13 protein-coding genes are annotated in these 16,254 nt (G+C 44.9%); 5 read left to right on the plus strand and 8 right to left on the minus strand.

Translation table 11 applies throughout. The features are described 5' to 3' along the window. On the minus strand, positions 1-957 hold the full coding sequence (locus INR79_RS26460) for a DHH family phosphoesterase (RefSeq protein ID WP_223097816.1): 957 nt from the start codon (positions 955-957) through the stop codon (positions 1-3). Positions 958-1,171: 214 nt separating this feature from the next. Between INR79_RS26460 and INR79_RS26465 the strand changes: the two genes are divergently transcribed. Next, positions 1,172-1,531: a diacylglycerol kinase gene (locus tag INR79_RS26465; RefSeq protein ID WP_004405785.1), complete on the plus strand. Its 360-nt coding sequence runs from the start codon at positions 1,172-1,174 to the stop codon at positions 1,529-1,531. 44 nt (positions 1,532-1,575) lie between these two features. Here the strand turns inward: INR79_RS26465 and INR79_RS26470 are convergent, their stop codons facing one another. Further along, positions 1,576-1,794 (minus strand): alternative ribosome-rescue factor A, encoded by a 219-nt coding sequence (locus INR79_RS26470; protein WP_004405786.1) that lies wholly within the window; start codon positions 1,792-1,794, stop codon positions 1,576-1,578. 98 nt (positions 1,795-1,892) lie between these two features. On the opposite strand from INR79_RS26470, the gene INR79_RS26475 reads away from it, so the two are divergent. The 3 genes from INR79_RS26475 to INR79_RS26485 all read left to right on the plus strand — a co-directional run bounded on the left by INR79_RS26475 (position 1,893) and on the right by INR79_RS26485 (position 7,962). Next, complete coding sequence (locus INR79_RS26475) at positions 1,893-2,666, plus strand: DUF4344 domain-containing metallopeptidase (RefSeq protein WP_223097817.1); 774 nt, start codon at positions 1,893-1,895, stop codon at positions 2,664-2,666. 285 nt (positions 2,667-2,951) lie between these two features. Next, positions 2,952-4,679 carry a choice-of-anchor I family protein gene (locus tag INR79_RS26480; RefSeq protein ID WP_223097818.1) on the plus strand — a complete coding sequence of 576 codons (1,728 nt, stop codon included), beginning with the start codon at positions 2,952-2,954 and terminating at the stop codon, positions 4,677-4,679. Positions 4,680-4,824: 145 nt separating this feature from the next. Next, complete coding sequence (locus INR79_RS26485; RefSeq protein ID WP_223097820.1) at positions 4,825-7,962, plus strand: Ig-like domain-containing protein; 3,138 nt, start codon at positions 4,825-4,827, stop codon at positions 7,960-7,962. 45 nt (positions 7,963-8,007) lie between these two features. Here the strand turns inward: INR79_RS26485 and INR79_RS26490 are convergent, their stop codons facing one another. After that, positions 8,008-8,319: a hypothetical protein gene (locus INR79_RS26490; RefSeq protein WP_022561771.1), complete on the minus strand. Its 312-nt coding sequence runs from the start codon at positions 8,317-8,319 to the stop codon at positions 8,008-8,010. Position 8,320: 1 nt separating this feature from the next. Further along, the gene (locus tag INR79_RS26495; protein WP_223097822.1) at positions 8,321-9,280 is read right to left on the minus strand and encodes a hypothetical protein; all 960 of its coding nucleotides are present in this window, start codon (positions 9,278-9,280) and stop codon (positions 8,321-8,323) included. Between the two features lie 550 nt (positions 9,281-9,830). Between INR79_RS26495 and INR79_RS26500 the strand changes: the two genes are divergently transcribed. After that, positions 9,831-10,208 (plus strand): VOC family protein, encoded by a 378-nt coding sequence (locus INR79_RS26500; protein WP_004405796.1) that lies wholly within the window; start codon positions 9,831-9,833, stop codon positions 10,206-10,208. 10 nt (positions 10,209-10,218) lie between these two features. Here the strand turns inward: INR79_RS26500 and INR79_RS26505 are convergent, their stop codons facing one another. The 4 genes from INR79_RS26505 to sbcD are packed head-to-tail and all read right to left on the minus strand — an operon-like array spanning position 10,219 to position 16,247. Further along, positions 10,219-10,833: a fumarylacetoacetate hydrolase family protein gene (locus INR79_RS26505; RefSeq protein WP_223097824.1), complete on the minus strand. Its 615-nt coding sequence runs from the start codon at positions 10,831-10,833 to the stop codon at positions 10,219-10,221. Positions 10,834-10,876: 43 nt separating this feature from the next. Beyond that, positions 10,877-11,323, minus strand: a complete 447-nt coding sequence (locus INR79_RS26510) for a MarR family winged helix-turn-helix transcriptional regulator (RefSeq protein ID WP_223097826.1) — start codon at positions 11,321-11,323, stop codon at positions 10,877-10,879. Positions 11,324-11,352: 29 nt separating this feature from the next. Further along, complete coding sequence (locus INR79_RS26515) at positions 11,353-15,027, minus strand: AAA family ATPase (RefSeq protein WP_223097828.1); 3,675 nt, start codon at positions 15,025-15,027, stop codon at positions 11,353-11,355. Then, positions 15,024-16,247: an exonuclease subunit SbcD gene (sbcD, locus tag INR79_RS26520; RefSeq protein ID WP_200767784.1), complete on the minus strand. Its 1,224-nt coding sequence runs from the start codon at positions 16,245-16,247 to the stop codon at positions 15,024-15,026. The genes INR79_RS26515 and sbcD overlap by 4 nt, the downstream gene beginning before the upstream one ends. Between the last annotated feature and the right edge of the window lie 7 nt (positions 16,248-16,254).

A 16,254-nucleotide genomic window follows, 5' to 3' on the forward strand; every position in this document is an offset into this window, starting at 1 on the left:
CTATGCGTAAAAACTTTCAACCCTTTGGATAAACGCACTCAAAGAATCCGCTGGCAATGCATTGATACCTGCCGCCGCTTCTCGACCTCCACCGGATGGAAATTCACTACAGATTTGCCCTGCACCTTGTTTGTTACTCAAAGGGGCTCTAAGTGAGATCGTAAAAGTGCTATCTGCATTTTGGGTCACGATAGCATGAGCAGAGTTAGGGGTTTGATTCGCTAGATGGTTGCCAAGTACACCACTGATTCTGCCAGACCAAGCTTCATTTGGAAGTTGAATAACCGCCAGCTTATCTGACTGATGAACAGGCTTTGCTGCTAATGCGTTCGCAAAGTCTTCTTCATAAGCTGCTTTTAAAACGTGATATGGGGATTCGGCACTATTGATGGCATCAAACGGAGAACTGAATGGCAGTAGCGCTTTGAAAAGATCGGCTGGATGATAGTGAAGATCATCCACTTTAGCGCCATAACCGTTGTAATTTAACAGCGTTCCAAATTCTTTGAGCAATGCTTTCTGCTCGTCATTGAGTCCCTGCTCATCTGCCAAAGCATCCGCGGTTGCAATCATATTATCGCCATAAGCTGCAGTGATTGCCCATAACCTGAATTTACCTTCGAGGAGCTTATCTATTATCAGCGCAGTGCAGGTATTAGGATCCGTATCGATATGTGCATGCAGAAATTCAGACGCAGGGATGTCACCCGGACGATGATGATCGGCATAGAAAACTTGAGATTGCGCTTCAAGCGCTTTGTGCAAGGCGTCTATGTTCTTTTCCATGGAGATATCGAGCACCGTGACCTGATCGCCATTTTGAGCTTCAATTTTACCAAGCAACTTTATATCACGCTTCACACCTGTTACCAGCTGCGCGTCGCGGGGCTCTTTTAATCGAAGTTGTAATAGCGCAATAATGCCGTCTGCATCCCCATTAAAGACATCGTAGTTCATCCGTTATTCACCTGTTATTTTTCAGAATCCATTGCCAAAGCGTGTGCTACATAGAGTAAGAAACCACTCATAGCTGTCAATGAAATTAACCCTATGAAAAAAGAATAAAATATTCCGATAACTCTTTATAAACCTCAATTTAATCCAACATAGCACCCAACCTCACAAATCAGGTACAATGCGTTCTTTGTTTTTTGGAAACTGTAGGAAAAAAATGAAACCAGGTGCAACCGGACTGACTCGCGTGGTTCATGCGACTCGATATTCTATGAAAGGGCTACAAGCGGCGTGGAAAAATGAAGCTGCTTTTCGTCAAGAAGTGGTACTTCTAATCTTCCTTAGCACCATGACATTTTTCTTACCTGTTACACCGCTTGAGCAAGTTGCCATGATCAGCGTGGTACTGCTGGTCATTATTGTTGAACTGCTTAACTCCGCGGTAGAAGCGGTGGTGGATCGATTTGGTTCGGAATGGAATGAACTGAGTGGGCGCGCAAAAGACATTGGTTCTGCAGCCGTATTTGTTGCTCTACTCCTTGCAGGGCTGGTCTGGACAGGCATCTTGTTCCTGTAAGTCATATACCCCACAAAAAAAGAGCCCTATTCAAAAGAAGCGTATTATGCGGCTTGCTTTGAATAGGGCTCTTTGCCTTTATGTTTGTTTTTACGGTTGAAGCTGCCTTTTCCTTTCTTCGCTTTAACAACTCTAGTTCGAAATAGTTCGCTGGTTACTACCGCTTTCAGGGCGTTATCTTGAATCACTCCCCTACCATGTTCATGCTGCAACACTTCAGATTGGTCTGATATTGGCTGCACCTTTTTACCTTTCTTTGCCATAAAGGGCTCCTTTGTCTAATTCGACGCAATATTGTCTTTCAACAGTTTAAAAGTCAATGCTACTTTTATACTCAAAACTCCCAAAATAAGAGAGCCCTATGAAACGGATACTTAATGGCAGCCTACTCGCGACCGCTTTTCTTTCAGCATCTGTCTTGGCAAAAAACAATATTGAACTCGTCTACTTAGAACCCAACAGTGAAGACGAAAAAGCCGTAAAGTCGCTACTCGTCTCAAGTGGTGTTAACGAATTAGTTGTCGGCTTCGGAGAAAACTTATTTCCCTTTGATAAACCACTGACCATCGAATATGGCTCAGACGACGGTCCTCTTTTTGACCCTGAATCCAACACTGTCCAAATGCCTTACTTCTTTGTCAGTGAAGCCCAAAATTACTTTGCCAAAAACAGTTATGAGAAAAAGTACGGTAAAAAGGCTGAACAAGGGGCGATAGACACTGTACTCCACACTTTGTTGCACGAGCTTGGACACGCTTACATCGCAGACAAACAGATCCCAGTCTTAGGTAAAGAGGAAGATGCAGTAGACAACCTCGCGACGATTGTGATGATTGAATACGTTGAAAACGGCGCAGACGCGGCTATCAGTGCTGCCGACATGTTTGACTTTGAAACAGAGGGGCAACCCGATCATTACCAATTGGTTGAATACGCAGGCGAACATAGCTTTAACTTACAACGATACTTTCAGACGCTTTGCTTGGTATATGGCAGCGATCCAGAAAAATTCTCCGGATTACTGGATGAAATAGGGAAAGATTACCGGGAAGAAAGAGAAGGCTACTGCGAATACAACTACAACACCATCAGTACGAACTGGCACACGTATTTAGGTGAATTACAAAGCAAGTGACAATGTCACTAAAATATTTCCAATACGAGTAATAAAAGCATCATAAAACCCGCATCAAACTGACATTTTTGTGTCATCAAAGCCGCACAGACTTTAGTGCGGTGAATGATCATATACCCAAGTAGCCTCAAGATGCGGTCACTTGGGTATATATTTAGGTTCCTTAGTCCTAAGTCATCCACCAGTGAAATTACCACTGACTTTTCAGTCAGTTTGAAAGGCATTGAAGCTTGCGTATTTACGGTTCTCAGTGCTTAAAGTATATGGATATATTGGAATATCAGGATGAAGACCCTATCTCTTTTGGGCGCTTGTAGCGCTTTTTTTGTGTCTGTTGTTTCTCAGGCAAATTCTCTTCAAGTGGATTTAGTCGGACGTTATCACTCTGGCATTTATGGCGAAGGTGCTACCGAAATTGTCGATTTCGACAAGCGCTCTGGCATGGCTTATGTGGTTAATGGCGCCAAAAACCGAATCGACATTCTTGCTCTTTCTGCATTGTCGTCAACGCCATTGAGTAACCCAACCACGGCAAATACCCTCGTCGCTAAATCACTGCTGCTTCCGCAAACTGTGACACTTGAAAACGGAAAAGTCATTCCTCTGGGAGGAGCGAACTCAATTTCAATACACGATGATCTTATGGCTGTCGCCGTTGCCAACAAAAACAAACAAGCACCAGGCGTGGTGGTTTTCTATCGATTAAAAGACAACGCCTCGCAGTATTTGCATGCTGTGGAAGTGGGTGCGTTACCTGATATGGTGACATTTACACCTGATGGTCGGTCTGCATTAGTTGCGAATGAAGGTGAGCCAAGCAAAGATTACAAAATTGACCCTGAAGGCTCCATTTCTAAGATAAATGTGAAGAATGGTCTGCCAGCACAAAATGCTTCTCACATGACATTCAAAACCTTCGAAAACCAGAAGGCAACACTGATTTCCCAAGGGTTTAAATATGCCAGCCCAGAAGGGACAACATTGGCTCAGGATATTGAGCCAGAATACATCGCTGTCAGCCCAGATAGCCGTTACGCTTGGGTTAGCCTGCAAGAAAATAACGCAGTAGCCAAAATCGACATAGCCGCAGAAAAGATCGTTCAGGTATCTGGTTTAGGGTTGAAAGATTATGGTGAGGCTAAAAATGCTCTGGATGTCAGCGACAAAGACGGCAAGGTAAACATTCGTCCGTGGGAAGGCGTTTATGGCCTGTATCAACCCGATACGATCGCAGCCTATCAGGTTGGAGGTAATGATTACGTTGTGACCGCGAATGAAGGAGACGCCAGAGATTACTGGTTTTATGCTGAGAACGAAGCCACGTGCCTTCAGGCAGGAGGAAAAGAGTTTGATGCAGAAGATGGTTGCCTTGGCTACAGCGAAGAAACCCGTGCAGGTAAGCTAAAACTGGAGCCCAACCACCCTCAAGCCAACCATTTAGCAAAAGCGGAGCTTGGTCGTTTAAAAGTCACGACCGCAATGGGCGACGAAAATGGCGATGGCATTTATGAAAAAGTGGTCGCCTACGGAGGACGCTCATTCTCCATTTGGGATACGAATGGAAAGCAGGTCTTTGACAGCGCAGGAGAGATTGAAAAAGTCGTCGCTAAGCGCTATCCGACTATGCTGAATACCAACGAAACCAAAAACAAAATGGACAACCGTTCCGATGATAAAGGCGTGGAGCCAGAAGGATTGGCTCTTGGCAAAATCGATGGCAGAACATACGCATTTGTCGGGCTTGAGCGAATGGGTGGTTTTGTCATTTATGACATTACTTCCCCAGCCAACTCGACCTTTGTAGATTATGTGGTTAACCGAGATTTTGATGCAAAGTTTGAAATAGATGACGAAGCCGACCCAGTCGCGACCACCGGTCAATATGTCGAAGCCGGTGATTTAGCTCCGGAAGGGTTTAAGTTTGTAAGCGCAAAAGATAGCCCGATTAAACGTCCGCTACTATTGGTAGCGAACGAAGTCAGTGGCACTTTGTCCGTGTATTCCCTCAAGTAAAGCGTTGTCAGCTCCCTTTATGGGAGCTGACATCTTTCCCTAGCTTAATCAAGCATGGCGTTTTGTTTAACGCTTTACACACTAGCCCTGTATTCAATCAAATATAATTTTCAGCCTACTCTAATCCCTTGCTTTTGCTGAAAATATGATTAAAAAGCCTTTAGTTCTATCCATTTTAATTGCGACTTTATCGGTTGGGTGTGGTGGTGACTCTTCTAGCCCTACAAACGGAACCCCACCCAGTGGAAATAACTCAAAACCCACCCAACCCGACATTCCAGATACTGGAATAAGTCAGTTCGAGCAGTTACCTAAGACGTTTAGTAAAACTATTCAGTTCGCTGGTCGACCTTATATGATTGAGCTAGAGAAATTCTCAGTACGACAGAAAAACGCACAGTTCTACGTGCTCAATTCAGATGACTCCAACCAAATCAAGCTGCTTGATTACGTTCCAGAAGTGCGCAGCTACAGAGGTAAAGTGATCGGGCAGCCCGAATCTATGATTGTGGGATATATTGATGGTCAGAATAAGTTCTACGGGCGAGTCTTTTATGGGGGGATTAAAAGCTGGGAAATAAAGAACCTGGATGTAGAAACTCAATATAAAAATACTAAAAGCCAATTGGACGATATGAACCGCTCTCCGTCTGATCTTCAGCTGACCTCCAACAGCCATAAACTGCCCGAGCCTTCATTAACCAGCCCTATTCCGGGAAAAAGTGAGTTCTACCTCCAACGAGCTGATATTACCTTCCACGCAACGGAAGACAGCTACACCAAGATTTTTGGAAGCAATCTGGAATCAGCTATTGGCGGAATGGACTACGTAGCAAACCTGCTGGATTATCTTTTTACGCGAGATGCCCTTATCCGTTTTAGTTACCCCGGTGGCTTAATCACACAAAAATCCGGTTCTGTGTCGCAGGGAGAACAACAAAGCGCACTACGAAAAGCATTGAAAGGGCAGTTCTCGCTGTTTCACTACTTTACTGGTCCAAAAAATTCTGGCGCGAACGCTGGGCTTACCAGCTTCTGTGAATTTAGCCTGTCAGCATGGTGCACCCTTCATGAAATCGGTCATGCGTTTAACCTGGGTCACAACATTGGCCCTGAAACCAATAGTGTAATGGGTGCTGTGGAACTCATTCCTACTAATGCAATTTCGGTAATGAAGTCCTCTCCTGCTGCAACCAGAGGAACGATTGTTGGTCCGCTGCAGTCAAGAATAAGCCCGAACGCCAATATTGATCATCTGGATGTTCATCGAGATGGGAAGTCATCCATTAACGTATTAGAAAACGACTTTGATGCCAATGGTCCCCTCAAAGGTGGGAGCATCAAACTCCATCACGTAGATTCCCGCTCTCATGCCTTTGGCAGCGTTAGTTGGAGTCCGAATGGAAAGGTGGTTTACCAAGCACCAAAAGGTTTTGTTGGAGACGACCACTTTCATTACACCATCATTGATGATTCAGGAATGAAAGATGAATCAGAGGTTCATGTCAAAGTTGTATCCGACTCCAGAGTCGCCTTTTTCAAGAAGAGTCGATTTAACCAGAGACATGACTTAGAAACTTACGCGAGAGAAAAATATCGTGTTGATCAGGTTCATAACCTGGCTGGTAAGGAGCAGTATACTTCCCTGCTCCACCGCAATCCTAAGTACCCTAACCTCGGTTTTACCCAGCAAGTACTAATGGAAGGCAGTTACGACACGGTCTACGAGAAAAATGACACCATGACTCATCGAGATTATATGCCTCATGAGCTCGCTCCGGGGAAATCAAGCTTCTCTGTCTCCCTAACGCTGACTCAGGATGGTGATTTCATTTCCCGTGGTGGTGATGGACAGCTGCACAAAACGATTCAGGAGCTGTCATTGGTTGGACAGGGAAAACTGGATGATGGCTATTCGCTCTCCTATTTCAATGGCAATCAACATAGGGTGGTATCGAAAGGTGAACCAGCCAAAGGATTGGGATGGACACTGGTTGGACGACAGTTTTTCACTCAGCAGAATTTCAGTCAACGCCCACATGAGGTCCACGCATACGCGTCACCCGACGCTGTTGTCATCAATGATAACAAACCCCACGTGATCACCTGGGTCGTGAATCGAGAGTCAAATACCGTTACAACATATGTTGATGGAAACGCCATACCTATGGCATTGGACAGCGATCCGGCAAGATTCATGGTAGATGTTCCTTTGCCTGAAAACTTTGGAGGCGTCTACCCGGGAGGTACGCATTACTGGTATAGCTCGGGGCGAGACTTGCATACTGAGTCTTATGGTCCTTGGTTTATGAGAACAACCAATTCCGACGCAGGCAAAAAGAACCCGAGTATTTGGGAATCATCAACAAAATTTCTTTCAGAGAAAATGGATGTCGATGACGTCCAGATATTTACTTATGCTTTGACTCCAGACCAGGTGAAGCAAATTGCAAAAGGTCTCCACCCAGCCTACACCCATTCTCCTTTTAATGGTCAGGCAGTATTCTTTGACCAACCCATTAATCTTAAATGGGAAAATGAGAACGCGAGTGAATTCAAGCTCACCTATGGTTTTGATCCATCTCTTAACCGCCCCGAATTTTCCAGTCTAATGGGAAGTAAGCGATCAGTTGCGATTAACGTCAATGACGCCCGAGATGCACTTTACTGGCGTATAGATAGCAAAGTAAACGGCACTTGGGTTAATGGTCACGTATGGTCTGTGAGAAATCGTCTTCAAATTGGCAATATGCTTTCTTTGACCTTCACTAACGATGAACTTACGGGGTCTGACTCTCCAGATGCTGGTGCATGGGGCAAAAACGTCTCAAAGAACTTTGGCAATGTCCGCGTATCAGTCAGCAACCAGAAAGAATCAAATGGGCGTTCTACACTGCTGCTGCGAGGAGATAACGCCAATATTGCGTTTGAAAGTACCAGTGGACGCGAAATCAAACAACTCAGTGTTTCTCTAGGGTCTTACAACCGTGCCAAAGAAGGAGAGCTTGCCGTTCAGTATAAAGTGGGGAGTGAATGGAAAGACATTCGTGTCCTCCATAAAAATGGGCTCCCAACCGGGCAAAACTACAATGGAGACTATTCTGATTTGGCTGGAGTTGGAAATGGAAAAGGTGGACCAGGAAAAAACCGATACGCTCCTGAAGGCACCGATAACTTGAGTACGTATAAAATTATCTATCCATCCGGAGTTTTTGAGTCTCGAATCATTGTTCGAGGTCACCCTAACGTTGTCGCTGTGCTTGATCACGTGGTGATCATGTAGTTATTTTCAACCCTGACAAGCACTGAAAGCAGATTGAGGTGTTTGTCAGGAAACCACATCCAGAATTTTGTCGATCGCTTCTACAACCTTCTTGGAAATGACCAGCAGTTTTACGTGATCGCTGAGACCCTCTTCGGCTTGTGCCGCAACTTGCTGCTGATCTTTCAATAAGGCAATAGCAGAATCTACATCGCCAGAAACCTTGCCTGTGCGTTCAAACATCCAGCGATCCAAGCGCTGAAACAAGGCTTGTTGCTGCTCTCGTATTTCTATTTGCTCTTGTCCTGTGGCCAACTCTGCGGCTCGGTTTAAGGCTTGTAGGCTCGCATGTATTTCATCGATTACTTTATCCGTCATCTTATTTTGCCTCGCCTTTGCAGACTAGTTTGCTGTCCTGAACTTCTACGCCTGTTTTACAGCTAGCCAGTAGATTCTTAGTGGTGTTAAATCGCGCGGATACCTCTTTCATTCTTGCCTGCGTTTGAATCAATGTGGCTTTGGAGAAGGTTTCGTTTACCAGGCTCAACGACAACTCATTGTGTGTCGACTTAAAGGTATCAATCGCCTGCAATGTTTGCTCGACCAATAAAGGGGTTGCCGCCATGGTTTCCCACTGTTCATACAAACGCTCTATTTCTTCGCGGCTTTTATTGAGGGGTAATTGTCGAATGTCTGCACGACGGTTGAAGTCTTGTATTTCTTCGCTCAAAACGTACGAACGTGAGAGGTAAATGGCTGTGCCTATCTGATTTTTCTTGATTAGCTCCATTAGGGAGTCACTCAGTTCAGAAATAGCAGAATCTGACGAAACGATGATGCTCTTCAGCACCCTCTGTTTTTTCTCTTCACTGTATCCACTCGCCAATGTCGCCATCGCACTTTGAATCAGACCAGCTTCCTGCTCTGACGGTTTCAGCCCATTCCAGCTCGAAGATTCAGCTGCTTGATAAAAGTTGAATGCTGCGAGGCTTACGTCTGCTTCATTGCTGGCTATAGCTAGTCGATGTAAGGCGTTCGCGTATTCTCGCAGAGCATTAGAAATACCAAGAATTGGAGATGAATCGGGTAACTGGAATTCCGCTAAAGGTTCGAACTCTGAAGATTTGAGGTTTGCATTGGAAGAGCCACTGTATTTTGCCGCAAGCAGAGTTAAATCCCGATGTAGTTTCGCGTCGTTATACTCATTAACAACACCTGATACGTGTTCAAGCATGTTTGATGCGGATTGGCTGAAATCCGCGACTTCTGTATCGGGAACGTGAGAACAACCACCGACAACAGCCAACGAAAGTACAGCTAAAAAGTGTTTATTTAACATCCATTTATTTTCTTTCACATCATGTGTTATTCACATGGTCGCATGTTTGAGAGGGCTAATTTGAGAGGAGCTGCACAAATTTTGTGATACGCAATTTCTACAAACCCGATGAATTGTTTTAAAAATTTCAAAGAGTTATACAAATATCACTGCACATGATTGGCTATTATATTGATTAACATCTGATTAATGAGATTCTTACTTCGGTCATAAAATTATGCTAAAACATTGTCTTGCTGCTATACCCAAGTGACCTCAAGATACGGGATTCAGAGCCTCATATTCTGTTTCAGTTCAAGAAAAAGAACGCAGCGGAATGACCAGTCCTTTCCAAGTTCTTTGACGAAGAAATGGGACAGAATATGGGCTCCCAAGGGCGAGTTTAACTGGCTTTCATACTGCGTTACCGATTCTTGATTTAGAGCCACTAGATCTTCAAATCGGTGTCTTGTCTGAAAGCCAGTTAATTCTCGCTGAACCTAGTATCTTGAGGTCACTTGGGTATAAAGCTCGCCACACCGCGAGCGGACAATATGGAAGGAACCTAGAAATGTCTGTCGATCGACTGATGACCACGCTTTGCACCCATAATTTGCTTGCGTCTAAAACGTTTTATCAAGAGCTATTTGGCTTTGAAATCGGATTTGAAAGTGAATGGTTTATTCAATTGATTCACCCAAAAAGCAAGGTTGAGCTGGGTTTGATCGTCGCAGGGCATGAACTAGTTCCTCCCAGATATCAGGGGGCTGCCAGTGGCTTATTTGTTACTTTAGTGGTTGAAGACGTAGAAGGCGTGTTCAAGACTGCTGAACAGCACAACTACGTTGTACTGCAAACGCCGGAGCCCACATTTTATGGGCAGAAACGCTTACTACTAGAAGACCCTGCCGGGGTTTTAGTTGACGTTTCGACCCCACTCCCGATTTAAGCGAGCTAAGTTATTTTGCTTCCCACTCTGTTTCAATCAGAGTTTTGTCATTGCATTTGATTCGGGCGAGAAATACATCGCCCTTCTCGACAGTCCCAACACCTTTTGGGGTGCCTGTCATAATCACATCGCCATCCTCCAGTTGAGTATACTCAAGCAGTTCATCGACAATTTCTAACGGTTTGAACATCATGTCTTTCACACCGCCAGATTGCACTCGAACGCAATTAATAAACAGCTCTAGAGTTAGGTTTGGGATATCGGCATAAGAAATGGGAATGAATCGACTGAAAACAGCACTTCCATTAAAGGCTTTGGCTCTTTCCCATGGAAGTTGCTTAGATTTTAACTCCGACTGCAATGCGCGCTTGGTTAAATCCAGACCAAAGCCAACATGAGTAATTTGACTGTTATGGATAACAAAACAGATTTCACCTTCGTAGTGCAGAGGTTCTTGATGATAAGAGGTTAGCGTCGTGCTAATAGAACTGTTTGGCTTGTTAAATACCACCATTTGGTCAGGAATGCTGTTATTAAGCTCAGCAATGTGTTCCGAGTAGTTTCTTCCTACACACAACACTTTAGAAGGGCTTATCTTCTTATTCTCAACCAATACTGTGTTCATTTTCACTCCCTGAAAATTCTATACCCAAAAGGTTCCGATGTGGCTAGCCGATTTTATTGAGCAGTTTTTCGCACAATCGCTTCATAGTGATCAAATCATCCAGATCCATATCGAGCGAGCACATCATTTCCTTAGGAACTGATTCCGCTTGTGCTTTTAATTTCTGCCCAGATTGTGTCAGATGAAGCTCGCGCACTCGTTCATCATGCTGCGCGCGCTTTCTCTCCACCAGCCCTTTGCCTTCCAGCCGCTTTAGCAACGGGGTCAGTGTACCTGAATCCAGATACAGTTTATTCCCTAGCTCTTTGACGTTAATGCCATTTTGTGACCAAAGCACCATCATGACCAAGTACTGAGGATAAGTCAGGTCCAGCTTATCAAGCAAAGGTCGATACGCCCTGACGACGGCATTGGTTGCACTGTAAAGAGGAAAACAGAACTGATTTTCCAGCTTTAATTCTGTGGTTTCAGAGGTTTTATCTCTTGTCATTACTTATCAGATCTCTAAGGTCGTCGGAGTTAAGGGTTAAAGCGATATTCAGGCGCTAGCTCACTGATACCTAAACCACTCTTCTTGGTCACTTTTAGCTGGACTGGAATGCGTTCTTTCATCGCTTCTATGTGGCTGATGACACCAATCATTTTTCCAGATGCGTTCAGACTATCTAACGCATCCAGCGCGATATCCAATGTTTGCGCATCTAAGGTGCCAAAACCTTCATCCAGGAACAAGGAGTCTATGCTGGTTTTGTGGCTAACCAGATCGGACAGAGCCAGTGCCAGTGCAAGACTCACGAGAAAGCTCTCCCCACCCGATAGTGTTTTGGTGTCCCTTTCATTATCGCCCTGCCAAAGATCCAATACCGTAAGCTCAAGCCCTTCCCCTTGCTTTCTTTGCAATTGATATCGACCATAGAGTCTCGAAAGTTGTTTGTTCGCCAGGTAAATCAGATTATCGAGGGTCAGACCTTGGGCAAATTTACGGAATTTGTCGCCCTTCTGGGAGCCGATCATCGAATGCAAATACTGAATGTCATCATACTCAACCCGGTACCGTTCAATTTCTTCAAACAATGAGGATTGCTCTTCTCGCCTTTTGTCGTCGGACATCAGTTCCTGAGTGATTTCACCTTCACGTTTCGTCAGCCCTTCCAGATGTTTTTGGGCTTCGGTCTGTTGGTTTTGGATGTCTTCTAGCTTGATATCATTCCACTCAGACGCTTTCTCATGGCAGTTCAGAGCACTCAGTTTCTGATTAGCGCTTTCCTGAATGGCTTTAAGCTGAGTAATCGAATCATTCAACGACTGCTTGAGCTGCTGAATGCGAGCTTTTTCCTCGATTGGTAACAACGCACTTTGGAACTGCTCAACAGTATCAAAGGGGCTCGATGACAAAGCTTGTTCCCATTCACTCTGGATCTGGCTCTTTGAAACCGCAGCATTGCTTAGGCTGTTATTGATTGATGATTGCTGCCCGGAAAGAGATGCCTGCTTTTCTTTCAGAGACTTGTGCTTAGCCTGAATCAGCTCGGTGCTTCTTTCTGCCTGTGCCACTTGTTCACGAGCTTTCAGCCTTTCATCGTCAACTGACTTGTTTGCAAACACTTCCGTTCGTTTTGCCATTCGTTCATTAAGCAGATCTGACGTTTCGACTAACTGCTTTTGCAACTGGTTTAAAGCATCCGTTAACTCACTTTGCTGAGAATCGAGATTTTTCTGTTCTGCCAATACCAAGGTAACCGAATGACGAAGCTCGCTAAGATGTTTTTCCTTATTCTGAAACGCGTCAACCTGATCTTTTAGCTCATTAATCCATAGCTCGACATTCTGGTCTGGAGCCTTCAGATTCGCTTCTGACATCGCACTTTGCAGATCCTGACGTTGCTCCAAGCGTTGAGCTTCCTGTTTTTGCTTACGCTCAGCAAAATCCTGTTGTTTCTTCTCAATCAATTGGATGTCTTTCGTTTCAAGCTTAAGCTGATTTTCAAGCTGCACTGCTTTCTCTGACAGTGTGGAAGTCTGCTTCTGCGACTCTTCCAAAGCTTTTTCTGCGGCTTTCAATTGACCGATCTGAGACTGACTGGCTTTGACCTTTTCTTCTAGGCTTGCTGTCAAAATTGCTGCACTAGAAGGCGTAACAATATCAATAGCTGTGTCTAGTGCCGGAAGTTTTTGGTTCCACTGCAACTGGAGTTGTTCCAGTTCCGTTTGCCCTGCCGACAGCTTGCTCTGATTCTCTGAAAGTTGGAACTCAACAGATTTTATCTCGACCGACAGCGCTTCTCCCTGACGCTTTAATTCAGAGAGGTGTTTTTCTGCTTCTTCTTTTTGAGCAATGGTTTCTGGCACCGACACGGCACCATCAGCAAGTATCGGATGTTCAAGACTGCCGCACAGTGGACATGGCTGGTCATATCTCAGATTGGCTCTGTAGACAGCAAGATGTTCTTCCTGTGTCACAAGTTGAGCAAGTGACTGAGCTAGCTGATTCTGAGATTTGTATTGTTCCCGTAAGCTGTCTCGCTGCTGATTTTGCAGCTTCAGTTCAGACTCTTGCTGCGCCATTTTTTGAGACAATTGCTGTTGCTCATTAGAGACTAGAGACCAGCGTTCCTGAAACCCTTGTAACTGGTGGGAAACAATAACTTGCTGATTCATTGTTTGTTGTTGAGCTTCCATCTCTTCAAGGCTGGATGCTCCAGACAAAGCCTGATAACTTGAACTCAACTGAAGTTCTTTTTCTTTGTTCGATTTGAGTTCTGAATGAGCCAGCTCCAACTCAAATTCTATTTTTTGCTGCTTTTCAATATGCTCAGCTTGCTGAATACCGAGTGACGACAGATTTGAATCAATCTCGGTCAGTTCGCGACTTGACTCTTCAAGGGCTGTAAGCTGGACTTTCCAACCTTCCAGCTTTGGAGCCACGTCTTTCAAATTTGCATTTTGTTCAATGAATTTTTCGCTCTCGGCGATCGTATCACTCTGCTCTTTCAGTTTGGTTGTGAGCTGATGGTAAGACGCATCCAGCGTATGCTTTTTGTTGTTCTTCTCATGAATTTCAGACTGCAAGGACGATTGCTTTTGTTTTCCTTGTGCAATGTCACTGTCCAAAGGGATAACCGTTTGTGTGATCAGGTCTTCTAACGCCTGTTGAGCGACCTTAGTACTTTGCAACGTCGATTCTGAAACTTTAACTTCCGCATCAACTTCCTTGCATTCGGACTCCAGCTCAGTTGCCTGCTTGCGAAGGCTCTCTAGGGATTCCGTGTACTGGCGATGTGTATTATGTATGTCAGAAAGTTTGTCATGCAGTGGTTTGATTTGCTCTGCAGGCTCGGCATCAGAGAGTTTATCGAGCTCTGGCTTGGCTTCGGCAAGTGCTGTTTTAGCATTAATCAACGATTGCGACGTTTGGCTAAGCTCCGCTGCCAAATCGGTTTTTTCTTTTATCCAGTTAGCGCATTGATCAAAGGATTCTTTCTCTTTTTTTGCGGTTCCATGCTGTTTTTTTAGCGAAGACAGTTCTTCATTTAGCGATTCACGATAAGCCGCTTCAAGCAACTGAACGCCTTGAGCCCTTGATTCTAAGGCAATCAAGGTTTGTTTTGACTCTGACCAATGCTGGTGAACCCGTTCTGATATAAGACCGTAGATCTCAGTGCCTGTTAACTCTTCTAACAACTCTGCACGTTCGGATTCTTTGGCATTTAGGAAAGCCGCGAACTGACCTTGAGACAGCATCATGGATTTGGTGAATCTGTCGAAATCCAGCCCGGTAATGCGCTCTACCTCTTCCAGCTTTTTCTTCGCTTGCGAGGCGATCACTTTTCCACCTTCCACCTCAGCAAGTTCCACTTCCGCAGCTTGAAGCTTGCCGTCCGCTTTTTTGTGTGAACGACGCATGCTCCAAAACGCTCGGTAGGCTTTCCCTTTGACCTCAAATTCCACTTCTGAGCAGCACTCAGACTCTCCTCTGGTCATGGCTTCATTGCTGGACTGGGTTAACAACCCAAGCCGAGGCGTTTTGTGATAAATCGCCAAACAGATTGCGTCAAGAAGGGTTGTTTTTCCCGCACCAGTTGCACCAGTAATCGCGAACAAACCATTGTCGGTGAATGGTGACTGAGTGAAGTCGATCTTCCACTCACCTTTTAAAGAGTTCAGGTTTTTAAGCCTCAGAGACAGTATTTTCACTTTTTCTCCTCCTCGACCTCAGCGACAATGCGAATGAACTTCTCTTCAAGCCGCGCTTTGCGAGCCAGTTCTTCATCCGTTTCAAATACTTCTTGTGCAATGCGTTTAGTAAAAACGTCAAATGGGCTTAGTTCGTCCAGCGTTTCATTTCGTTCCTGACTGAGCGCCTTTCTTCTTGCGGACTGGCTTCGTTTAAGCTGCAGCACTTCAACAGGAAGATCTTCTACCATCTTTTGAATTCTTTGCTGTAAATCTGACAGGTAGTCGTCGATTTCAACCTCAATACTCAACCAAACCGTTTCTTCACTCTCAGCATATTTCTTCAGCACGGTTTCCAACTCGGTCAACGAACCAGATACAGTTGCCATTGGCTGAAAGCTTGGGATTTCTAACGAAGTGATCTCTGGAGAATGGGAATGTTCAAAATTGAGCAGAAGCACCTGTTTGTTCGACTTTAATTCATCAAAGCTGAGTGGAATGGGGGAACCACAGTATCGGATGTGTTCTTGCTTTGCGACAATCTGCGGGCGATGAATATGCCCCAGAGCAATATAGTCAGCGGGCGGGAAGCCGTCGGCTGCAAACCCTTCCAGTGTTCCAATGTAAATATCGCGTACAGATTCCGACTGCTTTACACCTAATGCCGTTAAATGCCCTGTGGCGATAATCGGAACATCGACACCTAACGCTTTTCGCCTCTCAACTGCTGCCTGATAAACACTGGCGTAATGATCTTTAATTGCATCTGCAATTGCTAACCTTTTGTCAGTGGAGGAGTCTCCCGACTGGCTAATGACTAAATCACGTGGACGTAAAAACGGGATCGCACAAAGCAGCGCACCCACATTTCCACTGCCGTCTGTCAATTCCACAACCTGATCCTGGCTTTGTTCTAAGCTACTGGCAATCACATGAGTATTGAGATAGGCGAGAATTTGCTTGGTTTCATTCAGGACGGATACTGAATCGTGATTTCCTCCCAATACCACCAAAGTGCAGTCTGATTTTTGCAGTTGCACCACAAACTGATTATACATTTCTCGGGCGTAACTTGGGGGAGATCCTGTATCGAAGATATCTCCCGCGACAATCAACGCATCGACATTATGCTGTTCAATTTGTTGGAGGAGCCAATTCAGAAAGGATTGATGTTCGTTCTTTCTGCTCTTTGTGTAGAAGTTTTGCCCAAGATGCCAGTCTGAGGTGTGAATGATGCGCATGTCATTG

Origin of the sequence: Vibrio sp. SCSIO 43132 (genome assembly GCF_019904195.1) — a bacterium.
GTDB lineage: Bacteria > Pseudomonadota > Gammaproteobacteria > Enterobacterales > Vibrionaceae > Vibrio > Vibrio nigripulchritudo.

Excerpts from the sequence above, each read along its gene's own strand:
- sbcD (WP_200767784.1), bottom strand. The coding sequence starts at position 16,247 with ATGCGCATCATTCACACCTCAGACTGGCATCTTGGGCAAAACTTCTAC.
- INR79_RS26465 (WP_004405785.1), top strand. The coding sequence starts at position 1,172 with ATGAAACCAGGTGCAACCGGACTGACTCGCGTGGTTCATGCGACTCGA.
- INR79_RS26485 (WP_223097820.1), top strand. The coding sequence starts at position 4,825 with ATGATTAAAAAGCCTTTAGTTCTATCCATTTTAATTGCGACTTTATCG.
- INR79_RS26510 (WP_223097826.1), bottom strand. The coding sequence starts at position 11,323 with ATGACAAGAGATAAAACCTCTGAAACCACAGAATTAAAGCTGGAAAAT.
- INR79_RS26460 (WP_223097816.1), bottom strand. The coding sequence starts at position 957 with ATGAACTACGATGTCTTTAATGGGGATGCAGACGGCATTATTGCGCTA.
- INR79_RS26475 (WP_223097817.1), top strand. The coding sequence starts at position 1,893 with ATGAAACGGATACTTAATGGCAGCCTACTCGCGACCGCTTTTCTTTCA.
- INR79_RS26495 (WP_223097822.1), bottom strand. The coding sequence starts at position 9,280 with ATGTTAAATAAACACTTTTTAGCTGTACTTTCGTTGGCTGTTGTCGGT.
- INR79_RS26470 (WP_004405786.1), bottom strand. The coding sequence starts at position 1,794 with ATGGCAAAGAAAGGTAAAAAGGTGCAGCCAATATCAGACCAATCTGAA.
- INR79_RS26500 (WP_004405796.1), top strand. The coding sequence starts at position 9,831 with ATGTCTGTCGATCGACTGATGACCACGCTTTGCACCCATAATTTGCTT.
- INR79_RS26490 (WP_022561771.1), bottom strand. The coding sequence starts at position 8,319 with ATGACGGATAAAGTAATCGATGAAATACATGCGAGCCTACAAGCCTTA.
- INR79_RS26480 (WP_223097818.1), top strand. The coding sequence starts at position 2,952 with ATGAAGACCCTATCTCTTTTGGGCGCTTGTAGCGCTTTTTTTGTGTCT.
- INR79_RS26505 (WP_223097824.1), bottom strand. The coding sequence starts at position 10,833 with ATGAACACAGTATTGGTTGAGAATAAGAAGATAAGCCCTTCTAAAGTG.